The organism is Paenibacillus oryziterrae (assembly GCF_042610485.1).
Lineage (GTDB): Bacteria > Bacillota > Bacilli > Paenibacillales > Paenibacillaceae > Paenibacillus_AQ.
Window position 1 is genome coordinate 166,107 of record NZ_JBGJZO010000007.1, and the last position, 19,047, is coordinate 185,153.

Consider the following 19,047-nt stretch of genomic DNA (forward strand, 5'->3'; position numbering starts at 1 on the left):
AGGATCATGGGATTAACGAAACAAGAGTATGCAGTGGGTTCAGTGCAGGACTTCCTGCCGCGAATTGGCCGTGTGGTCAATGCGGGGGATATGGAAATGGCGGTATTCCGCACTTCTGGCGGAGCATTCTACGCTGTGGCGAACAGTAACCCTCACCCCAAAGGGGGGCCGCTTGCGGAGGGCATAGTTTCCGGATTTTACTTATACGACCCGCTATATGATTGGAAAATCGACCTCCGCACTGGTGAAGTGCAAGCACCGGACCGGGGTCAAGTTACTACATTTCCTGTCACCATTGACGGAGACACAGTAAAAGTTAGTTTATAAATCGCGGTTATGAACTTGATAAGAAAAGGTGGAGTTATATGTTCACGCAGAACGTAGAAGCAATTGTAGAAACAGCTGTAGGCAAACGCGATAAAATGAACGAAAGTCTCTCCCGGTATTTCCTCGCGGCGCTGCTCGCAGGGGCGTACGTGGGTATCGGTATCATCCTTATCTTCTCACTCGGTGCTCCACTGGCAGCAGCCAAATCTCCGTTCCAGCCGCTTGTTATGGGAACATCCTTTGGTATCGCTCTGACGCTGGTGGTATTTGCAGGCTCGGAGCTGTTCACAGGCAATAATATGTTCTTCACCGTAAGTACTCTTGCCGGAAGAACGTCGGTTTGGGATACGCTGAAGAACTGGATTCTTGTCTTTGTCGGTAATGTCGTCGGAGCAGTAATTCTGGCGCTGCTGATCCGCGGAACCGGATTATTCAGTGCCGCACCACCTGAGCATCTGATCTTTGCAGCAGCGGCCAAAAAAATGAGTCTCCCGTACTCCGAGCTGTTCTTCCGCGGTATCCTCTGTAACTGGCTGGTCTGCCTGGCGCTATGGATGTCCTCCCGCGCCAAGAGTGAAACGGCTAAGCTGGTGTTGATCTGGTGGTGTCTGTTCGCCTTTATCGCCAGCGGCTATGAGCATAGTGTTGCGAATATGACGCTGCTAAGCGTAGCTGTTCTGCTGCCGAACCATCCGGAAACAATCACGATTGCAGGCTGGCTGCATAACATGATTCCGGTCACTTTAGGCAATATCGTTGGCGGCAGTATCTTCGTCGGAATGGCATATTGGCTGATTTCTCCGGTACGGGGGAAGAAGCAGTAACAAGAAGGGACAACATGTAATATTACCTATTCCCGGGTACACAAGATCCCATCTGGATAAGCTGGGACTTCAGATGCAACCAAGTAGATCAACACGCTCATTCCGGTTACAATCCGGACTGGGCGTGTTTTTTTGTATGCATAAGATCGTTCATTCTTACATGAAATCGTTGATTAGTGCAATTGTAATGATTTGGGTATAGAGGTAGCATTTAAAATGTAAACGCTTCTATTAGTGGAATTCATTTGAAGAGGTGATCACAACAGGATCCTAGGACAGGCTACCCCAATTTTATTAATAATAAGGAGGATTAGTACTACAATGAAATGGCAATTCAAGAGCCAAAGACCACAACGAACGCGAATTCTGGCATTTTCACTGGTTGTATTCATGCTGCTGGGTCTGGTGCCTTTAGCCCCGGCCCCAGCCCATGCAGCTACTTCTTATCTTCTCTCCCTGGACCGGCCCGCTTATGCTTCGGGGACAGAAGGCAATAACACGCCCGATCTGGCCTTTGACGGCAATACGGCAACCCGCTGGAGCAGTGCATGGGGAGCGGATCCTAACTGGGTTTACGTCGATTTAGGTGCCAACGCCACGGTAGACCGGGTAGTCCTCCGCTGGGAAGGCGCTTATGGTAAAGCGTATAAGATCCAGACATCTAACGATGAATTAGTCTGGAATGATATCTACTCCACCACAACAGGTGATGGTGGAGTAGATGACATCACGCTTAGCGGAACCGGACGGTATATCCGTCTACATGCTACCCAACGTTCACTTGCCGCATATGGCATTTCTCTCTTTGAGTTCGAAGTATACGGAACAGGCGGTGTGAATACACCTCCTCCGGTGCTTGGCCCGAACGTTGCACTGAACAAACAAGCCACGGCTTCTTCCTACCAGGTTGCGGATTATCTGCCGCCGAATTCCACGCTGCCGTCTCTTGCTTTTGACGGCAACACCACGACGCGGTGGTCGTCCAATGCGACCGACAACGAATGGATTTATGTGGATTTAGGCAGTATCCGTACCCTCGGCAGAATCATCCTCATGTGGGAAGCGGCTGCCGGAAGAACATATGATATTCAAGTGTCCAATGATAGCACCAACTGGACGACAGTGTATCGTGAAATGCATGGCGATGGCGGCACGCTGAATCTCCCGATTTATGCCAGCGGCCGTTATGTACGGATGAAGGGGATTAGCAGAGCCACATCCTTCGGCTATTCACTTTTCGAATTCCAGGTCTATGATTATGTGACAGGGGATGCGAAACCTACGTACACCATTCCTGCTCTGCCGGTTCTTTCAACGGTAGCCGTTGGACAAGGCAGCTATGCTGTGAACGATATGTCCATCCCGCAACCTAAATATCCTGCCTACAAGTCTGACAGCCTGACGACGCCGCTGCCTTCCAATGACTGGTGGCAGTCCATTATGATCAACAAGCTTGGCAACGGAATCATTACTCTTCCGCTGAAATCCAAGTATACGAAGCAAGGGCTTAGTGTGCTGAATCCTGGTGCCGGATCTGTGAGCACTAATGGGCAGACACAATCAGCGGCTGGACCGGCTGATCTGTATTTGACAGCGAACAATATTAACACTGCTTCCATGTCGAACCGCATCACTGGTTATGGCGACTGGTCTGCTGATGTTGTGCTGAGTGACGGCGCCACGGAGAAGATGAAGACGACCTTCATTAAAGGGTCTCCGTATCTGTTCTCCACGTTCAGCGATCCTACAAGCCCGGAGCTGTATCTGCCTGCAACCACAAGATTTTTTGATGATAACAACAACACGATTCTGACCACGGACGGCGCCACGCTGACAGCGGATCATATCGGTATTGAAATCACAAATCTGGACGGCTCTGCGACTCCGGTAACTGTGAAACGCATCTATGGTGTGTTCGCACCGTCGGGCTCTACCTTCAAGAAAGTTGGCGCTAAAGTAAAAATCACGCTGGGCGGAGGACAGAACTACCTGTCGCTTGCAGCAATGCCGGGCGTTTCAAACCTGAACTACTTCTATCAGCACGGTTATGCATTCGTAACCGGCACAGCAGTAACCTATTCTTTTAATGAAGCAACCTCGGATATTACGAGTACTTTTAATGCAACTACTACTGTTAAGCGATCCGGCTTCTCAGGTACAACGCTGATGGCACAGCTTCCGCATCAATGGAAGGTGACGACTTCCCCGCTGACGGCGATTACGTACCCATCCATCCGCGGCACGATGAAGGTTACTGAAGCCAATTCCTTCACGACTGTCGATAAATTCTACGGCATTGTGCCGCAGTTCACCGAGCCGGGAGATTCCACTTATTCCCGTGCGACACTGCGCCAATACCTGGCCATTCTGGATACCGATACTTCGACTGACTTGATGAAAGCCGATGCCTATTGGCAGGGCAAGAAGCTGCATCCTCTTGCGATGGGTGTGCTGATTGCCGATCAAATTGGAGACACGGCGTACAAGAATCTGTTCCTGTCCCGTATGAAAACCATTCTGTCCGACTGGTACACCTATACCTCTGGTGAATCTGATTATTATTTTGACTATAATACCGATTGGGGCACATTGATCTACAAGAACAGTGAGTTCGGCGCTAACGCCGGCATTACGGATCATCACTTTACTTACGGGTATTACGTGTTCGCTTCCGCAGTTCTTGCAACCTATGATCAGGATTTCCGCAACAAATACAGCGGCATGATTGACCATTTGGTACGCGATTATGCGAATCCGTCCAAAACCGATCCGCTGTATCCGTTCCTGCGCAACTTTGACGTCTATGAAGGACATTCATGGGCCGGCGGTTATGCGGATAACGACGACGGCAACAACCAGGAAGCTGCCGGTGAATCGCTGTTCGGCTGGGTTGGCCAATTCATGTGGGCGAAACTAAGCGGCAATACATCGTTCCGCGATACAGCCATCATGGGCTTCACGACTGAACTTAAGGCTGTAGAGCAATACTGGTTCAACTATGATCAGGATAACTGGCTGCCTGCTTATTTCCACAAGTCGGTAGGTCAAGTCTATGGAAGCTCAAACTTCTTCGGCACCTTCTTTAACGGTAATCCGGTCTATGTCTATGGCATTCACTGGCTGCCAACAGCTGAATATTTAACAAGCTATGGCTTTGACAAGGCCAAGGCTGCTACTCTGTACAACGGCTTCGTAAGTGATAATGCCGGTCCTGAAACCGACTGGTATCATATCGTCTGGCCGATTCAGGCGCTCAGCGACTCTCAGGCTGTACTAAATAAATGGAATGCATCACTTCCGCAGCAAAATGAGCTGTTCAATACCTATTGGTTCGTGCACAGCTTAGCTGATCTGGGTGGCCGCACTAAAGAAATTTGGGCTACCGGAGGCGCTACGGCAACCGTCTACAAAAAAGGAACGGTCTACCGTGCGCTGGTCTGGAACCCGACTGACGCTCCGGTTACTGTAACTTTCCGTAACGCAGGCGGTACAACAGGTTCTGTTCTTGTACCTGCTAAAGCCCTGGTTAAGGCTGACCCAACGAAGGTAAACGTCATTATTGGCGGCGGTACCACTCCTCCGGAGACCGGTACGAACCTGGCGCTGAACAAGTCGGTTACGGCATCGGCCAACCCGATCACCCCGGCTGCACTAGCGGTGGACGGAGATGCAGGCACACGCTGGGAATCACAACAGAAGGTGGATCCGCAATTTATTCAAGTCGATCTTGGATCAGCACAAACCGTGAACCGCGTCGTACTGAAATGGGAAGGCGCATATGCGAAGTCTTATACAGTCGAAGTATCGGCGAACGGTACAAGCTGGAATACAGTGTACTCTACGACCACAGGTGATGGCGGCGATGATGAAATCACATTCACCTCTGCAAGCGCAAGATATGTCAAAGTGAATGGCACTGAGCGTGGAACACCTTACGGATATTCGCTCTGGGAGTTCAGTGTTTATGGCGACGGAACGGCCCCACTAACAGCACCTGCACTTACGGCTGACACCACTCAGAACAATGTAGGCCAGCCGATCGATATTACATTTACCGACAATACTGCCTGGAGAGGCGCAGTTAATGCGGTAAAAGTGGATGGAACCGCTGTTGCTGCGGCTCAATATTCGTTGACCGCAGGTAAGATCACCTTGAACGCATCTGCGTTCCCTACCTCCAAGACCTATACCGTTACGATCTCGGCAACAGGCTATTCGGATGCTTCGGTGCAGCAGGTTGTCGGCGCAGGGACTACCGTTAATCTTGCGCTGAACAAGTCGGTAACAGCATCGGCTAATCCAATTACGCCGGCTGCACTTGCGGTAGACGGTGACCCTGGCACACGATGGGAAACTGTGCATGCCGTTGACCCGCAATGGATTCAGGTGGATCTGGGCTCGGCTCAAACCATCAGCCGCGTCGTTTTGAACTGGGAGGGTGCCTACGCCAAGTCTTACACTGTTGAAATCTCAGCCAACGGCACGAACTGGCAAAGTGTATATTCGACAACCACCGGAGACGGCGGAAATGACGAAGTTACCTTTGCAGCAACCAGCGCGAGATATGTCAAGGTTACGGGTACAGTTCGCGGCACCCAATACGGTTATTCGCTTTGGGAGCTTTCGGTTTACTAAGTAAATGGGTATTCAAAGAGGCTGTCCGCAGGTTTTGCGGGCAGTTTCTTTTTGTACTGTTCTATTGATTTCCCGTTGATATAGTAAAGTAATCGTTAATCGCTCTTGTAGAAGCAATCTCCTATCAAATGTAAAATTAAGACATCAAATATATGAAATGGTGATGCTATGGATCAAAGAAAAATGTCGCAGCTTGTGAACACCCCTACAATGCTGACGGAACAGCCGAAGGTCAAAAGCAACGGGTTGTGGAGCAGATTCGCAAGGCAATGGGATTATCAATTAATGATCCTACCTTCACTGCTTTTTCTGCTGATATTCAGTTATATTCCGATGTGGGGCGTAGTCTTGTCCTTCAAAGAGTACAATCTGTTTACGGGTTTTATGGACAGTCCGTGGGTAGGAACAATGCATTTCCGCATGCTGTTCGAGTCTCCCGAGTTTTGGAGTATTATCCGAAATACATTCTGCATCAGCCTGCTGAAACTGGCGATCGGCTTCCCGGCGCCCATTATACTGGCGCTCCTGCTGAATGAAGTCAAGAATATCGCATTCAAACGGGTGGTGCAGACCGTTACTTACATTCCGCACTTTCTGTCGTGGGTGGTCGTCTCCGGATTGGTCTTCTCCATGCTGGCGGTTGACAATGGTGCGGTAAATGAGCTGCTGATGAAGATGTCATTGATTGATGAGCCGATCAACTGGCTCTCCACACCAAGTTATTTCTGGGGCATTCTGGTATCGGTCGGAGTCTGGAAAGAGATTGGGTTTGGTTCAATCGTCTATCTGGCAGCGATTGCCGGGATTGATCCTGCACTCTACGAAGCCGCTTCTATCGACGGTGCCAGCAAGTTCAAACAGATCTTCAAGATTACGCTGCCGAGTATTTCACCTGTCATTATCATCTTCCTGATCCTGGGTGTAGGCAATATCCTGAATGCGGGGTTTGAAGATATTTTGCTTCTGACCAAAAACTTAAGCAACGGTATCCTGATGCCCTACGCTCAAACCCTTGATACCTATGTGTACCAGACAGGGATCTTGAATCAGCGGTATTCCTACGCAACCGCAACAGGCCTGCTTAAATCAGTGCTGAGTGTACTGCTGCTGTACATCGCGAACAGTGTTGCGCGCCGGCTTGGCAAATCCAGCTTGTGGTAATTTAAGAAAGGAGGCGAACTTTTGCATTCCAGCCGTTCTGAAAAAATCATGCACGCCGTTATCTACGTGCTGCTTGCACTACTAGCTTTTATGGCATTTTATCCATTCTGGAACTCGCTCGTGATTTCGTTCAATACGGGTTCAGATACGTCAATTGGCGGAGTGACCTTCTGGCCGCGCGTCTTCACTCTGGAGAACTATAGAATCGTATTTAAGGAAGATGCAATTTTCCAGGCATACCTGATCACGCTGCTTCGTACGGTGCTTGGAACTGCACTCTCGATGTTCTTTACATCACTATTTGCTTATGGTTTGTCCAAGAAAGGGATCATCTTCAAGAAAGGCTATATGCTGTTCTGTATTTTTACCATGTATTTCAGCGGTGGCCTCATTCCTTACTTTATCCTGATCTATCAAATGCACTTGTACAACACGTTCTGGTTCCTGCTGATCCATGGTATGGTGAGCGTGTACAATATGATTATCTTCCGCACCTTTTTCATGGAGCTTCCCGATGGTCTAGAGGAGTCGGCCCGTATTGACGGGTGCTCGAATTTCGGGGTATTCTTCCGGATCGTACTTCCGATCTCAGGTCCTGTTATGGCTACACTCGGTTTGTTCACGGCGGTAGGACTGTGGAATGACTGGTTCACACCAGCGATCTTCATCAATAACCAGAACCTGATCCCGCTTCAAACGCTGCTCGTGCAGATCATTAATGCAGGGGCAACCGCAAGCCTGATGACGAATCTGAACAGCTATGCGCAGAGCATGGTGCAGAACACGGTTACGGTAAAAGCGCTCCAGATGGCGACGATGATGATCGCTACCCTGCCGATTCTCGCCGTATACCCGTTCCTGCAAAGATATTTTGTCAAAGGCGTAATGGTAGGTTCACTAAAGGAGTAGTAAGTGATTATAAGCGGCTGCTAAGCGGCGGCGGCTTGTGATAAATGAGCACAATCAAGAGAGGGGAAAGGGTATGAAGAAAAGTAAATGGGGTCAGTTGCTGCTGGCAGGGATTCTCAGTACAAGCCTGCTCGCCGCCTGTTCCAGCAACAACAATGAAGGAGCGAATGCTCCTGCAGAAACCGCAGCACCGACTGCGCAGAATACCGAAACCGCTTCACCTAGTCCTGAGACAGCTGCTGAAGGTTTGGTGGCATCGGTGAAACCGGTCAACTTCACGACTTTTGTCAACTATGACTGGTATACAGCCCCAACCTGGGCACAAACGCCGCAAGGCAAATGGATTACTGAGAATTTGAAGGTTACCCTGGAACCGGTTCAATCCAACGGTGCTGCCGCGCAAAAGCTGAATGCAATGATCGTATCCAATCAGCTCCCGGATGTAATCGTAACCGACCGTGGTAAAGACGTAGAACGTCTGCAAAAGGCAGGGAAATTGGTAGCTCTTGATCCTTACCTGGAGAAATATCCGCAATTTGTGGAAGCCGTTGGTGAAGAAACAATCAATATGCTGCGCAGCGACGACGGCAAGCTGTACCAGATTCCGAACTGGTATATCAGCGGAGATAACGGGAACGGCAACGCCGGCTATATCGTAGAGAAGAAGACTTACAAAGCGCTTGGTTCTCCGAAGCTGGAAACCTGGGCCGATCTGGAAGCTTACCTCAAGCAGGTAAAAGAAAAATTCCCGGACCTGATTCCGCTTGATTTCGGTGAAGTCCGTGACGGCGAAGTACAAATGCTGGGTATGAACTATAGCGGTGCAGCTGATGACCGTACGCCTGGCTTCATTTCCCCGGGATCCGGTCAAGTCTTCGGTGTTCCAAACGGCGCTGAACTGACTTCCATTTACAAGGATCAGGCGTTTAAGGATGCGGCGCTGTATTCCAGCAGTCTGTTCCGTCAAGGTTTGACTTCGCAGGATATGTTTAACCAAACCCGCGATCAAATTCTGGAGAAGCTGAAGACCGGTAAAATCGCTGTATTTGGCGCTTATGACGCTGTTGTAGAAGGCATCGGCCGCGAAGCGAACAACCTGCTCTCCGCCAAAGATCCAGAAGCCGGTTACATGACGATCTGGCCATTGCACAAAGATGGCGTGAATAAAGATAAAGTCTACCCTTCGGGCTTTAACCGTCTGGGCTGGAACGTGAACGTGATTACAACCAGCGCCAAAGATCCGGAAGCCATTTTCTCCTACATGAACTGGGCTACAAGCCCTGAAGGACAGCAGATTATTTTCTTCGGACCGCAAGGATTGTTTTATGATAAAGTAGAAAATGGAGTTCCAATTCCAAATGATGCCTATATCAACCGTGATCTGAAGAAATATGATGAAATGAAAATCGGCGAATTCAACTGGTACGGCAATACTTCTTATGTTGACGCCACTAAGGCTGAGCGTGAAAAGCTGCTTCCTTCGGAAGCGCAGGACTGGACGACGATGTCCCAAGCCAGCATCACGTTCAAAACCTCGAAGAACATGACGGAGTTCTCCAACCTGGATCCGGCTCCGAACTCAGAAGAAGGTATCATCCTTCAGCGCTTGAAAGACTACTATGTACAGCTTGTTCCAAAGATTTTCTTCGCGAAGAGCGACGAGGAAGTTAACAAGCTGATCGAAGATGCCGATAAGGAATCTGCGAAGATGGGTTATGACAAGCTGCTGAAATGGAAGACCGAAAGATGGCAAGGTAACCTCCAAAAAATCGGAGGACAATAAGTCAGCTATAGCACAGAGGACTGAGGGATACGATTTCGTACCCTCTTTTCCGCATGAAGGGGGCTAGCGATGATGTTCAAGGCTGTACTCGTGGATGATGAAGTGTATGATCTGGAGGGATTGCGGCGGCTTATACCCTGGAATACGCTGGGGATCGAAGTCATGTGCAGTGAGAACAAACCGCTTGCAGCCCTGAAATATATCGAAAATCATGAAGTCGATCTGCTGATTACCGATATTAAGATGCCGGTCATCTCCGGTCTTGAGCTGTCACGCAGAGCACTTGAATTTAATCCGGCTCTGAAAACGGTGTTTATCAGCGGTTATCAGGATTTCCAATATGCCAAAACAGCGCTTGATCTGAAGGCCTATGCCTACATCCTTAAACCAGTGGATGATGAAGAGATCATTACTGTACTGCGTGGTGCCGTAGGCGAACTAAAGAACGAACGATTGAAGAAAAAGGAAGAAGTCACGAGCATCGCCTCTTTCGATTTTATCGAAAATGATATTCTGCAGCATTTGCTCGAGGGGACTCTGAACCAAGAGACGCTGGATACCTTATTGGCCAAATATCCGCTCGACCTCGTCTTTACGAGTGCCTGCGCGGTGCTGATTGAGGCGGATGATGTTCTGCATCGAATGAATATTAACCCTGAAACGGGGCAGCAGGAGCTGGAGAAGCTGACTCAATTCATTGGTACCCGGATCCGCGACAATGATCTTGGCAGATTCTGCTCTCTGAACCGCTCCCAAATCGGACTTATCTATACAGCACCACTCGATACCCTGGAGAAGCATCTGGAGCAACTGGTGAAGGATGTGCGTGAAGGGACTAGCTTCACAGTTACAATTAGCTTTGGCAGCCCCGTACCGGCACCGGCTCAGCTCTCGGTCTCATTTTCGCAGGCTAAAGCACTAATGAACGGTAAAATGTTTATCGGGAAGAACCGTGTTATTCCTCGTGCTATGAGCAAACCAGGGATCACCAAAGACGTCAAAGATTTGAGTGTGGTGCTGGAGGCGATGTTTGGCGCAATGGCAGGGTACAGGCTGATCGGTATTTGTGATTGCATTGATGAACTGTTTGAAGTGGCCGCTGAATTTAAGCATCCCGTTAAGGTCTATAACTTCTCCATACATATTGCCTCGCGGCTTGAAGCCTATCTGGGCACACTGAACGAAACCTATGAAAGTCTGCTTGGATGGGGGATTACGAGCATGGATGTCATCCAGCAGCTGGAGACGGTTGAGGATATTAAACGATGGCTCCGTAATGTACTCTTTCAAATATCGGAAATCCTGTTCATGAAAAAGCAGCACCGGAACCGGCGTTTGATCGAGCATATTGAAACGTTTATCCGGGATAAAATGGCTGAGAATTTAACGCTTCGTGAGGTTGCGAACCATTTCGCTTATTCTCCTAACCATCTAGGGGTTCTGTTCAAAGAACATACCGGGGAGAGCTTTAATGAATATTTGCTCCGGATCCGTATGGAGAAAGCCATACGTCTGCTGGATCAGCATCAATATAAAATATATGAGGTCGCCGATATGGTCGGTTATAAGAATATCGCCTATTTCAGCAGACAATTCCGTGAGTTTTTCAACATTACGGCTGGCGACTATAGAAAGCAGAGTTGATCGATATCAGACGATTTTCGTTCTCTTTTATACCGATAGGTTACAAATTGCTGATCTCCTATCTTCTGCTTGTCTTGACGCCGGTTATCGTGATCGGAAGCTATTCCTATGTTTCATCCGTTCGCTCCATTGAAGAACAGGCCCGCAATAATCTGGAGGTAGCGGTGCGGCAGATCGGCAACAACGTCGATTACAGGATCAAGGACATCACCCGCAGCTCGGACGAAGTCTATACCGACCAGGCATTATCCAGATTTCTGACAGGGTATCATTCCGGTTGGGAGAAATACAGCATTATGTCGCAATATGTAATTCCAAGGCTGGAGAATGCGGCGAGCCTTCCTTCTGAAGAGGTTAAGCTGTCGATTTACGTGGACAATCCGGACATCAGTGAATATTACTATAACGATACTGCGAACAGCACAAGAGGCGGCCGTCAATTCTCGCTGTATCATTCCACACGAATTCAAAATGAACCATGGTATAAATCACTGAGACTGCATTACGGTTCCTATGATTGGAAGCAGGTCGAGAACGATAAAGTCAGCGGCAATATTTCATATTTCAGACCTTTGATCAACTACGATACACTGCAGCTAAACGGCCTGATTAAAATGACAGTGAATATGAAAAAAATCTTCACCGATGTGGAATCCGGCGATCTTGGCGAGAAAAGTGTACTCTTCATCGTGGATGAGCAGAACCGGCTGCTGTTCTCCAGCTCCCGCAATGATAACGATCCGGTAACCTTATCCGATTCTTCCTTGGGTATCATTACCCGGCCGGCGTCCTATATGGAAATTAAACACAGTATCGCTAACATGCCAGCCAGCATCGTTGCCTGGGTCCCTTATTCATCCCTTCAGGAAAAAGCGGACAAGGTCCGCAATGTGACGATTGCCGTTTGTGTTCTGAGCCTCCTCGTTCTGTCGTTGATCAGCTTAATGATGTCACAGTATTTCTCACGTCGGTTTTTGAATCTGGTGTCTTCATTAAGGTCTTTCAAGGAAGGGAATTTCCACAAGCGGATGCCTGTTCAGGGCAATGATGAGTTCTCGGAGATTGGCAGCGCCTTTAATGATATGGCATCTACGATCCAGCGGCTGATCGATGAAGTGTATATTAGCAATCTGGAGAAGAAGGAGACAGAGCTGCAGGTACTGCATTCACAGATGAATCCGCATTTCCTGTACAATACCTTCTCTTCGATCAGCAGGATGGCCAAGCTTGGGGAAATTGACAAACTGCATGAGGTCATTCGTGCCTTGGCCCGTTTTTACCGCCTGACACTTCATCACGGGGAACGGATCATCCCGATTGAGCAGGAGATTGGAATCGTGGAGTCATATCTGGATATCCAGCGGATCAAAAATGCCGACCGGATTAACGTGAGATACGAAGTGGCTCCCGAGGTGCTGCCATATGAGACCGTAAAGTTTATTCTTCAGCCGTTTGTCGAGAACACGCTGGAGCATGCCTGGTACGATGATGAAATAACGGTTGTAATCCGCGCTTATTTGAGGGACAACAAGATTTATTTAGAAGTCGAAGATAACGGGCTCGGAATGAAACAGGAAGTTATCGAAGGGGTACTGAATCCTGCGGATAAAGGAATCGGGTATGGCATCCGCAATGTGGATCAGCGCATCAAGCTGCAGTACGGAAGAGAATACGGTGTCCATATTCAAAGTTCACTGGGTGAAGGGACCCTGGTCCGAATTTGTTTTCCGGTCTGCAAAAGGGCAGAGAAACCGGAGGAAATGTGAACGCTGTAACCTGACCAGCAGACATTTCTCTCCTTACGGGCCCTCCATGTATGAACTTTCGATCTATTAACAAAAGCTTGGCGCGAGGCCGGCGAAACACTGCCGGCCTTTTTGCTATGGGGAGTCTTTAGTGGAAGAATTAACTCGTCCCGCATAAAAAAAGACACCCTGTAAGGGTGCCTTTGACCACTCTATTAACATTTCAAATAATAACTGGGCCATATATGTTTCAGTGAGGAGAATAGAGGGTAATGTAATTAAGAAATTAGATCCGGCAAATCTCGTTAGGACATAATTCGCAGTGGCAGATATCTTGAAGCATGGAGAGATCTTTAATAACAATCATGCCATTCTCATATTCTACAGCGTCTTTTTTCCGCAGATCACTGAGCATACGGTTTACGCTTTCACGGGTAGCACCGATCATGTTCGACAAATCTGTATGAGTAATCTTCTTGTTGATAAGAATGCTGTCGCCGTTCTTTTCGCCGTACGTATTGCCAAGACGAATCAAGGTGGAGCAGAGTGCACCGGGTTTGCCGTACATCATCAAATCACGGAACTTGGTCTGGGTCAGACGGTGGTGGATACCCATCCATTTCATAAAGTCAATGGCGAAATCGCAATGCTGGCAGATCAGAATCTCCAGATCCTTCTGCTCGATCACGCCAACTTCGCTTTCCTCGATGACTTCCGCAGTGAAGCTGTGCTTCGTGCTGAAGAACGGGTCAGCTTGGCCAACCATATCACCGGATTGATACATGTACAGAATGAGTTCTTTGCCTTCGTCTGTAGATTTAGTTAATTTCACGCGTCCACGTTTGATATAAAACAGTTTATCCGAGAAATCGCCTTCCCAGAACAGGTGTGATCCTTCCGGGACCATGCGCTCTTTCATTGTGACCAGAAGCCTGTTAAAGTTCTGTTCGGAGAAACAGTTTGTATTTCCGCGGGCTTCGATAACATTATAATGTTCTTTCATAATCGACATCCCCTTTATTCCCTCAGTTTTTCAGTAAATTTTAAATTAATTATACATTGAAATTCCTCTTTATGGGTAATTATTTTTCGTAAAAAGTGTCGAAATTATAACATTGTGATAATTTTCACTTCAAAAGTGTGAGATTTAATATGATTTTTGGAATTTCTGGAGTATAGAAGACCTGTTTTCAGCCGGAATCAAGCCATCCCTACATTATTCAAGAATAATGTGAGGATGGCTTTTTGTTTGTCTACTACCTTTATCAACTTCGTAAAAATAGACATAAAAGGCATACAGCACGACATTGGCTCCGCCTTGCCCTGACGATATCCTAGGGAGTGAGCGCCCGGCGAATCGAAACTTCGCAGTCGTGGGCGGGACAACTTGAGGGAGAAGGAGAAATCATACATGGCTAAAGTAGCGGACAAATATTTAAAAGTAGATCCGTGGGCAATAATTGAGGAGGGCTTTCATCCGGAACGGAACCGGACCTCGGAATCTATTTTTTCACTCGGAAATGAATACATGGGTGTACGCGGTTACTCGGAAGAGGGGTACGGAGGCGACACACTGCTCGGGAGCTATTTTAACGGATTAAATGAACAACATGATATCGGGAAGCACTACAAAGGCATCATTACTTCCCTCCGTTATATGGTGAACTCGGTGGATTGGCTGTACACGCGCATTACCGTAGATGGCGAGAGACTTGATCTGGAGCACAGCAGCATTTCCGGCTTCAGCCGGAAGCTTGATTTCCGCAGCGGTACGTACCGCAGAGAGCTGATCTGGCATATCGGGAACGGCAAGGATCTGAAGGTAACTTTCACCCGTCTGGTCAGTATGACCATGTCTCATCTCGGACTGCAGCAAGTTGAGTTCCAGCCGCTTAATTTCTCCGGAGAAGTGAAGATTTGTTCCGGGCTGGATTTCGGCATCATTCACGAAGAGCAGGGCAAGAATCTCTGGAACGGTCTGAGAAGCGGTGAGTCAGAGGGCGTAACAGCCATAATGGCCAGCACGTTGACAACAGGCAACAAGCTGTTCTCCACATTCACACTGCAATCGCCGCAGCCGCTTGAGCTTACACTGGTGGAGCGGGAAAAGTTTATCGGACAGGATTTTAAACTTACTCTGACTGAGGGCGAGACCACACATTTCACCAAGCTGGCTGTTAACTGTGCCGATACTGATTCCCTCCGTACTGCAGACGAGCTGTGGGAAGAAGGAATGAAGCTGGCTGCAACAGCCGGGAAGCTGGATGAGAATGCCGTATTTGCAGAACAGTCTGCTTATTGGAGCGGAATCTGGGAGACCAGTGATATCGTTATCGAAGGAGATCCTGAGAACCAGCAAGGTATCCGGTTCTGTATATTCCAGCTGTACCAGACTTACCACGGCGACCATCCGGGATTTAATATTGGAGCTAAAGGTCTGACAGGCGAAGTCTACCGCGGCCTTGCGTTCTGGGATACGGAGTCCTACTGTCTTCCATTCTATATTTTCAATAATCCGAAGGCTGCTAAAAGCCTGCTCGAATTCAGATATAAGACCCTCCCTGAGGCCATGGCGCGCGCGAAAGAAGTGGACTGTGAGGGCGCCTGCTACCCGATTGCAACGATTGACGGAAGTGAAAGCTGTGATCTGTGGCAGCACTCCAATCTGCAGCTGCATGTCGGAACGGCGATTTCCTATGGAATCTGGCATTATGTCAACATTACCGGAGACAAGGAATTCCTCTACAGCAAAGGTGTGGAGATGCTCATTCAGATCAGCCGGTTCTATGCGACACGAGGACAGTGGGGACAACGCACCGGTGAATACGGATATTTCGGCGTCATGGGACCCGATGAATTCCAGCTTATGGTCAACAACAACTGCTACATCAACCTGATGGCGAAAAAATCCTTCGAATTTGCCCTGGAAAGCATCCGTGAGATGAAGGTGGCTCAGCCTGAAGAGTTTAAACTTCTGGCAGCCAAAACCAGGCTGATCGAAGACGAGCTAGCAGACTGGAACAAAAAAGCCGAGCTGATGAAAATTCCGCAAGACCCGGAAACCGGCGTATACGAGGAGCATGACGGATTCTTTGATATGCCGCACATGGATATCCACTCTATACCAGTGATCGAATTCCCGCTCTATTCGAACTGGTCTTATGACCGTCTATACCGCTATGACATGATTAAACAGCCGGATGTGCTGATGTTCATGTTCTTGTACAGCGGACAGTTCACTAAGGACAACAAACGGGCCAACTATGAATACTACGAACCAAGATGTATCCATGAGTCTTCCCTGTCACCGTCAATTCACTCCATTCTGGCAGCAGAGATTGGTAAACATGAAGAAGCCTACACATTCTTTGAGTTCGCCACCCGCCTGGATCTGGATAATTATAACCGTAATACCCGTGAGGGATTGCATACGACTTCCATCGCTGCTGCCTGGATGAACATTGTATATGGCTTTGGCGGTATGCGCTCAGATGGTGCAAAACTTTCGTTCCAGCCTTCCTTACCGGACAAGTGGACCTCCTACAGTTTCCAGGTATTGTATAACGGTACACTCCTGCGTATTGTAGTAGACAAGACTAAAGTGAGCATAAAAGCTCTTTCGGGAGGCACTACTGACATCATTGTGTACGGAGATTTAGTTACGGTGGACTCTTCCGGCGTCGAACTTGATCTTGTAGAAGGGATGATGGCGAATTGAATTGGATCGTCAAGGAATCAGCTTTTGACAAGGAACGTATAACGACTAACGGTAACAAATATATGATCGGCAATGGTTATATGGGATACCGCGGGACACTGGAGGAGTTCAGGAAGGAGCAACTGGTTGCCGTTACGCTGGCCGGATTATATGACAAAGCCGGAGACAAGTGGCGCGAGCCGGTAAATGCTCCTAACGGATTGTTCACCACCGTAACCTGCGACGGAGTACTGCTGAGCTTGCTGGAACATGAAGCGGCGACACACAGCCAGGAGCTGGATATTCAAAAAGGCATTCACCGCCGTAAAACGGTCTACAACACTGCGGGTGGAGAGGTTGCATTTACCGCAGAGCGTTTTGCGAGTATGAATGACCTTCATCTGCTTGTAAGCAAGCTTACCCTCAGCACCTCCCATGATTGCCAGTTTGTAATTCGGACCGGAATTGATGGAGAGGTCTGGGATATTAACGGGCCCCATTTGAAAGACCAGCAGGGAATACAAGCAGGGGATATACTGATTTCTTCAGCAATTACGGGAGAACTTCAAGTGCCTGTTGCGGTTGCAGAAAAGACTGTGCTCCCATTCGGTGAAGAACAAATTGAAGAGTCATCATGCATGCGCCAGATTACCTTCACTGCTCAAGCCGGAGTAACCTATGAATGGTATAAATATGTGACTGTATATAGCGGGCTGGATATTGGTTCTTCACTGCCTGAGGCTGTATCCCAAGCGGCTGAGACAGCCGTTAAGACGGCTTCGAATAAAGGATATGAATCACTTTTGACAGCTCATATTGCAAAATGGGCCGATAAATGGGAAGCATCGGATGTTCTGATTGCAGGAGATGACGAAGCGCAGTTTGCGCTTAGATACAGCATCTATCAGCTGCAGATTATCGCGCCTAGTGAATCAGAGAAAGTCTCCATCCCGGCACGGGGATTGTCAGGACAGGTATATAAGGGTGCAGTATTCTGGGATACTGAGATGTTTATGCTGCCATTCTTCCTGCACAGCGATCCGCATACGGCGCGGAATTTAATGATGTACCGTATTCACACGCTGGAAGGAGCCAAGCGCAAAGCTGCGGAATATGGATTCCTTGGCGCTTTTTATGCGTGGGAGAGCCAGGATTCCGGTGATGATGCCTGTACGCTCTTCAATGTGAATGATGTGTTCACCGGCCGTCCCATGCGGACGTATTTCCGTGACAAACAGGTTCATATCAGTGGCGATGTAGTGCATGGAATATGGCAGTATGTGGAGTTTACGGGTGACGATAGCCTGCTGATAGATGGCGGGGCAGAAGTGATCTGGGAATGCGCACGTTTCTTCTATTCCTATGCCTACTACAATCCCGTGAAAAAGCGTTATGAAATTCTGGATGTCACCGGCCCGGATGAATACCATGAACGGGTCAATAACAACGCGTTCACAAACGCTTTGGTCAAAGAAACTCTGGAGATCGCCCTGAAAACGGCTGACTTGCTGAAAGTCCGGTATCCTGAACGCTACGATGAAGTATCTGCATCCTTTACTGATGGCCCATTCCTTACGGAGTTCCGGGAAATGCTGGAGCAGTTCTATGTGCCGCAGCCGCAGGCTGACAGCCTGGTCATCGAGCAGTTTGACCGCTATTTTACACTTGAAGACGTATCCTTGGCTGATTTGAAGTCCCGCGTGCTGAACAAGCATGAGTACTGGGGCGGTGGGAATGGTCTTGCAACCACCACGAGAATCTTGAAGCAAGCTGATGTGGTGCTGATGCTCAATCTGTTTAAGCACTCCTTCTCCCAAGAGGTGAAAAAAGCGAACTGGGAGTATTATGAGCCGCGCACCGAGCATGGCTCCAGCTTAAGCCCGTGTATCTATGCGCTGGTTGCCGCCGATGTAGGCTCTCCAGACTGGGGTTATCCTTACTTCATGCGGACAGCGACTGTAGATTTAACCGGAGAATCAAAGCAATATGTTGGCGACCTTTATATAGGAGGAACTCATCCTGCGGCTAATGGTGGAGCGTGGATGGCTGCGGTGCTTGGTTTTGCAGGGCTGCATTTTGACGGGGAAGTGGTTCACTTTAATCCTTCGTTCCCTAAACACTGGGAGTCGGTAGAACTTCCGGTTATTCTGCGGGGAGGAAGCTTTAGACTGCACATTACGCGCAAAGAGATTACCATTCATGCCGCTGAAGGCAATACTGTTGAGGTAACCTTTGCCTTTTCCTCCGGACAACGGGAAGTATGCCGGCCTGGAGGGAAGCTGACGCTGCGTGCTGAGAGCGCGATAGTTTAAACTATATATA

General features: G+C 48.6%; 11 protein-coding genes. 10 read left to right on the plus strand and 1 reads right to left on the minus strand.

The window, feature by feature from the left end:
• Window positions 1-6: 6 nt before the first annotated feature.
• The 8 genes from nirD to ACAN55_RS10680 all read left to right on the plus strand — a co-directional run bounded on the left by nirD (window position 7) and on the right by ACAN55_RS10680 (window position 13,049).
• Window positions 7-327: a nitrite reductase small subunit NirD gene (nirD, locus tag ACAN55_RS10645; RefSeq protein WP_379131854.1), complete on the plus strand. Its 321-nt coding sequence runs from the start codon at window positions 7-9 to the stop codon at window positions 325-327.
• A gap of 38 nt (window positions 328-365) precedes the next feature.
• Window positions 366-1,151, plus strand: coding sequence for a formate/nitrite transporter family protein (locus tag ACAN55_RS10650; RefSeq protein ID WP_379131857.1), 786 nt, complete (start codon window positions 366-368; stop codon window positions 1,149-1,151).
• A 321-nt stretch (window positions 1,152-1,472) separates the two neighbouring features.
• Window positions 1,473-5,786: a discoidin domain-containing protein gene (locus ACAN55_RS10655; RefSeq protein ID WP_379131860.1), complete on the plus strand. Its 4,314-nt coding sequence runs from the start codon at window positions 1,473-1,475 to the stop codon at window positions 5,784-5,786.
• Window positions 5,787-5,996: 210 nt separating this feature from the next.
• Window positions 5,997-6,947 carry an ABC transporter permease gene (locus ACAN55_RS10660; protein ID WP_379131970.1) on the plus strand — a complete coding sequence of 317 codons (951 nt, stop codon included), beginning with the start codon at window positions 5,997-5,999 and terminating at the stop codon, window positions 6,945-6,947.
• A gap of 48 nt (window positions 6,948-6,995) precedes the next feature.
• The gene (locus ACAN55_RS10665; protein WP_379131973.1) at window positions 6,996-7,856 is read left to right on the plus strand and encodes a carbohydrate ABC transporter permease; all 861 of its coding nucleotides are present in this window, start codon (window positions 6,996-6,998) and stop codon (window positions 7,854-7,856) included.
• A gap of 73 nt (window positions 7,857-7,929) precedes the next feature.
• Entirely contained in the window at window positions 7,930-9,639 is a 1,710-nt protein-coding gene (locus tag ACAN55_RS10670; RefSeq protein WP_379131863.1) for an extracellular solute-binding protein, read from the plus strand.
• A gap of 72 nt (window positions 9,640-9,711) precedes the next feature.
• Window positions 9,712-11,283: a response regulator transcription factor gene (locus tag ACAN55_RS10675; protein WP_379131865.1), complete on the plus strand. Its 1,572-nt coding sequence runs from the start codon at window positions 9,712-9,714 to the stop codon at window positions 11,281-11,283.
• Between the two features lie 47 nt (window positions 11,284-11,330).
• Window positions 11,331-13,049 carry a sensor histidine kinase gene (locus tag ACAN55_RS10680; protein WP_379131868.1) on the plus strand — a complete coding sequence of 573 codons (1,719 nt, stop codon included), beginning with the start codon at window positions 11,331-11,333 and terminating at the stop codon, window positions 13,047-13,049.
• A 265-nt stretch (window positions 13,050-13,314) separates the two neighbouring features.
• Here the strand turns inward: ACAN55_RS10680 and ACAN55_RS10685 are convergent, their stop codons facing one another.
• Window positions 13,315-14,031 (minus strand): Crp/Fnr family transcriptional regulator, encoded by a 717-nt coding sequence (locus ACAN55_RS10685; RefSeq protein WP_379131871.1) that lies wholly within the window; start codon window positions 14,029-14,031, stop codon window positions 13,315-13,317.
• 408 nt (window positions 14,032-14,439) lie between these two features.
• On the opposite strand from ACAN55_RS10685, the gene ACAN55_RS10690 reads away from it, so the two are divergent.
• Window positions 14,440-16,746 carry a glycoside hydrolase family 65 protein gene (locus ACAN55_RS10690; RefSeq protein ID WP_379131874.1) on the plus strand — a complete coding sequence of 769 codons (2,307 nt, stop codon included), beginning with the start codon at window positions 14,440-14,442 and terminating at the stop codon, window positions 16,744-16,746.
• Window positions 16,743-19,037 carry a glycosyl hydrolase family 65 domain-containing protein gene (locus tag ACAN55_RS10695; protein ID WP_379131877.1) on the plus strand — a complete coding sequence of 765 codons (2,295 nt, stop codon included), beginning with the start codon at window positions 16,743-16,745 and terminating at the stop codon, window positions 19,035-19,037. Before ACAN55_RS10690 ends, ACAN55_RS10695 begins: the two co-directional genes overlap by 4 nt.
• The last annotated feature ends 10 nt before the right edge of the window (window positions 19,038-19,047 follow it).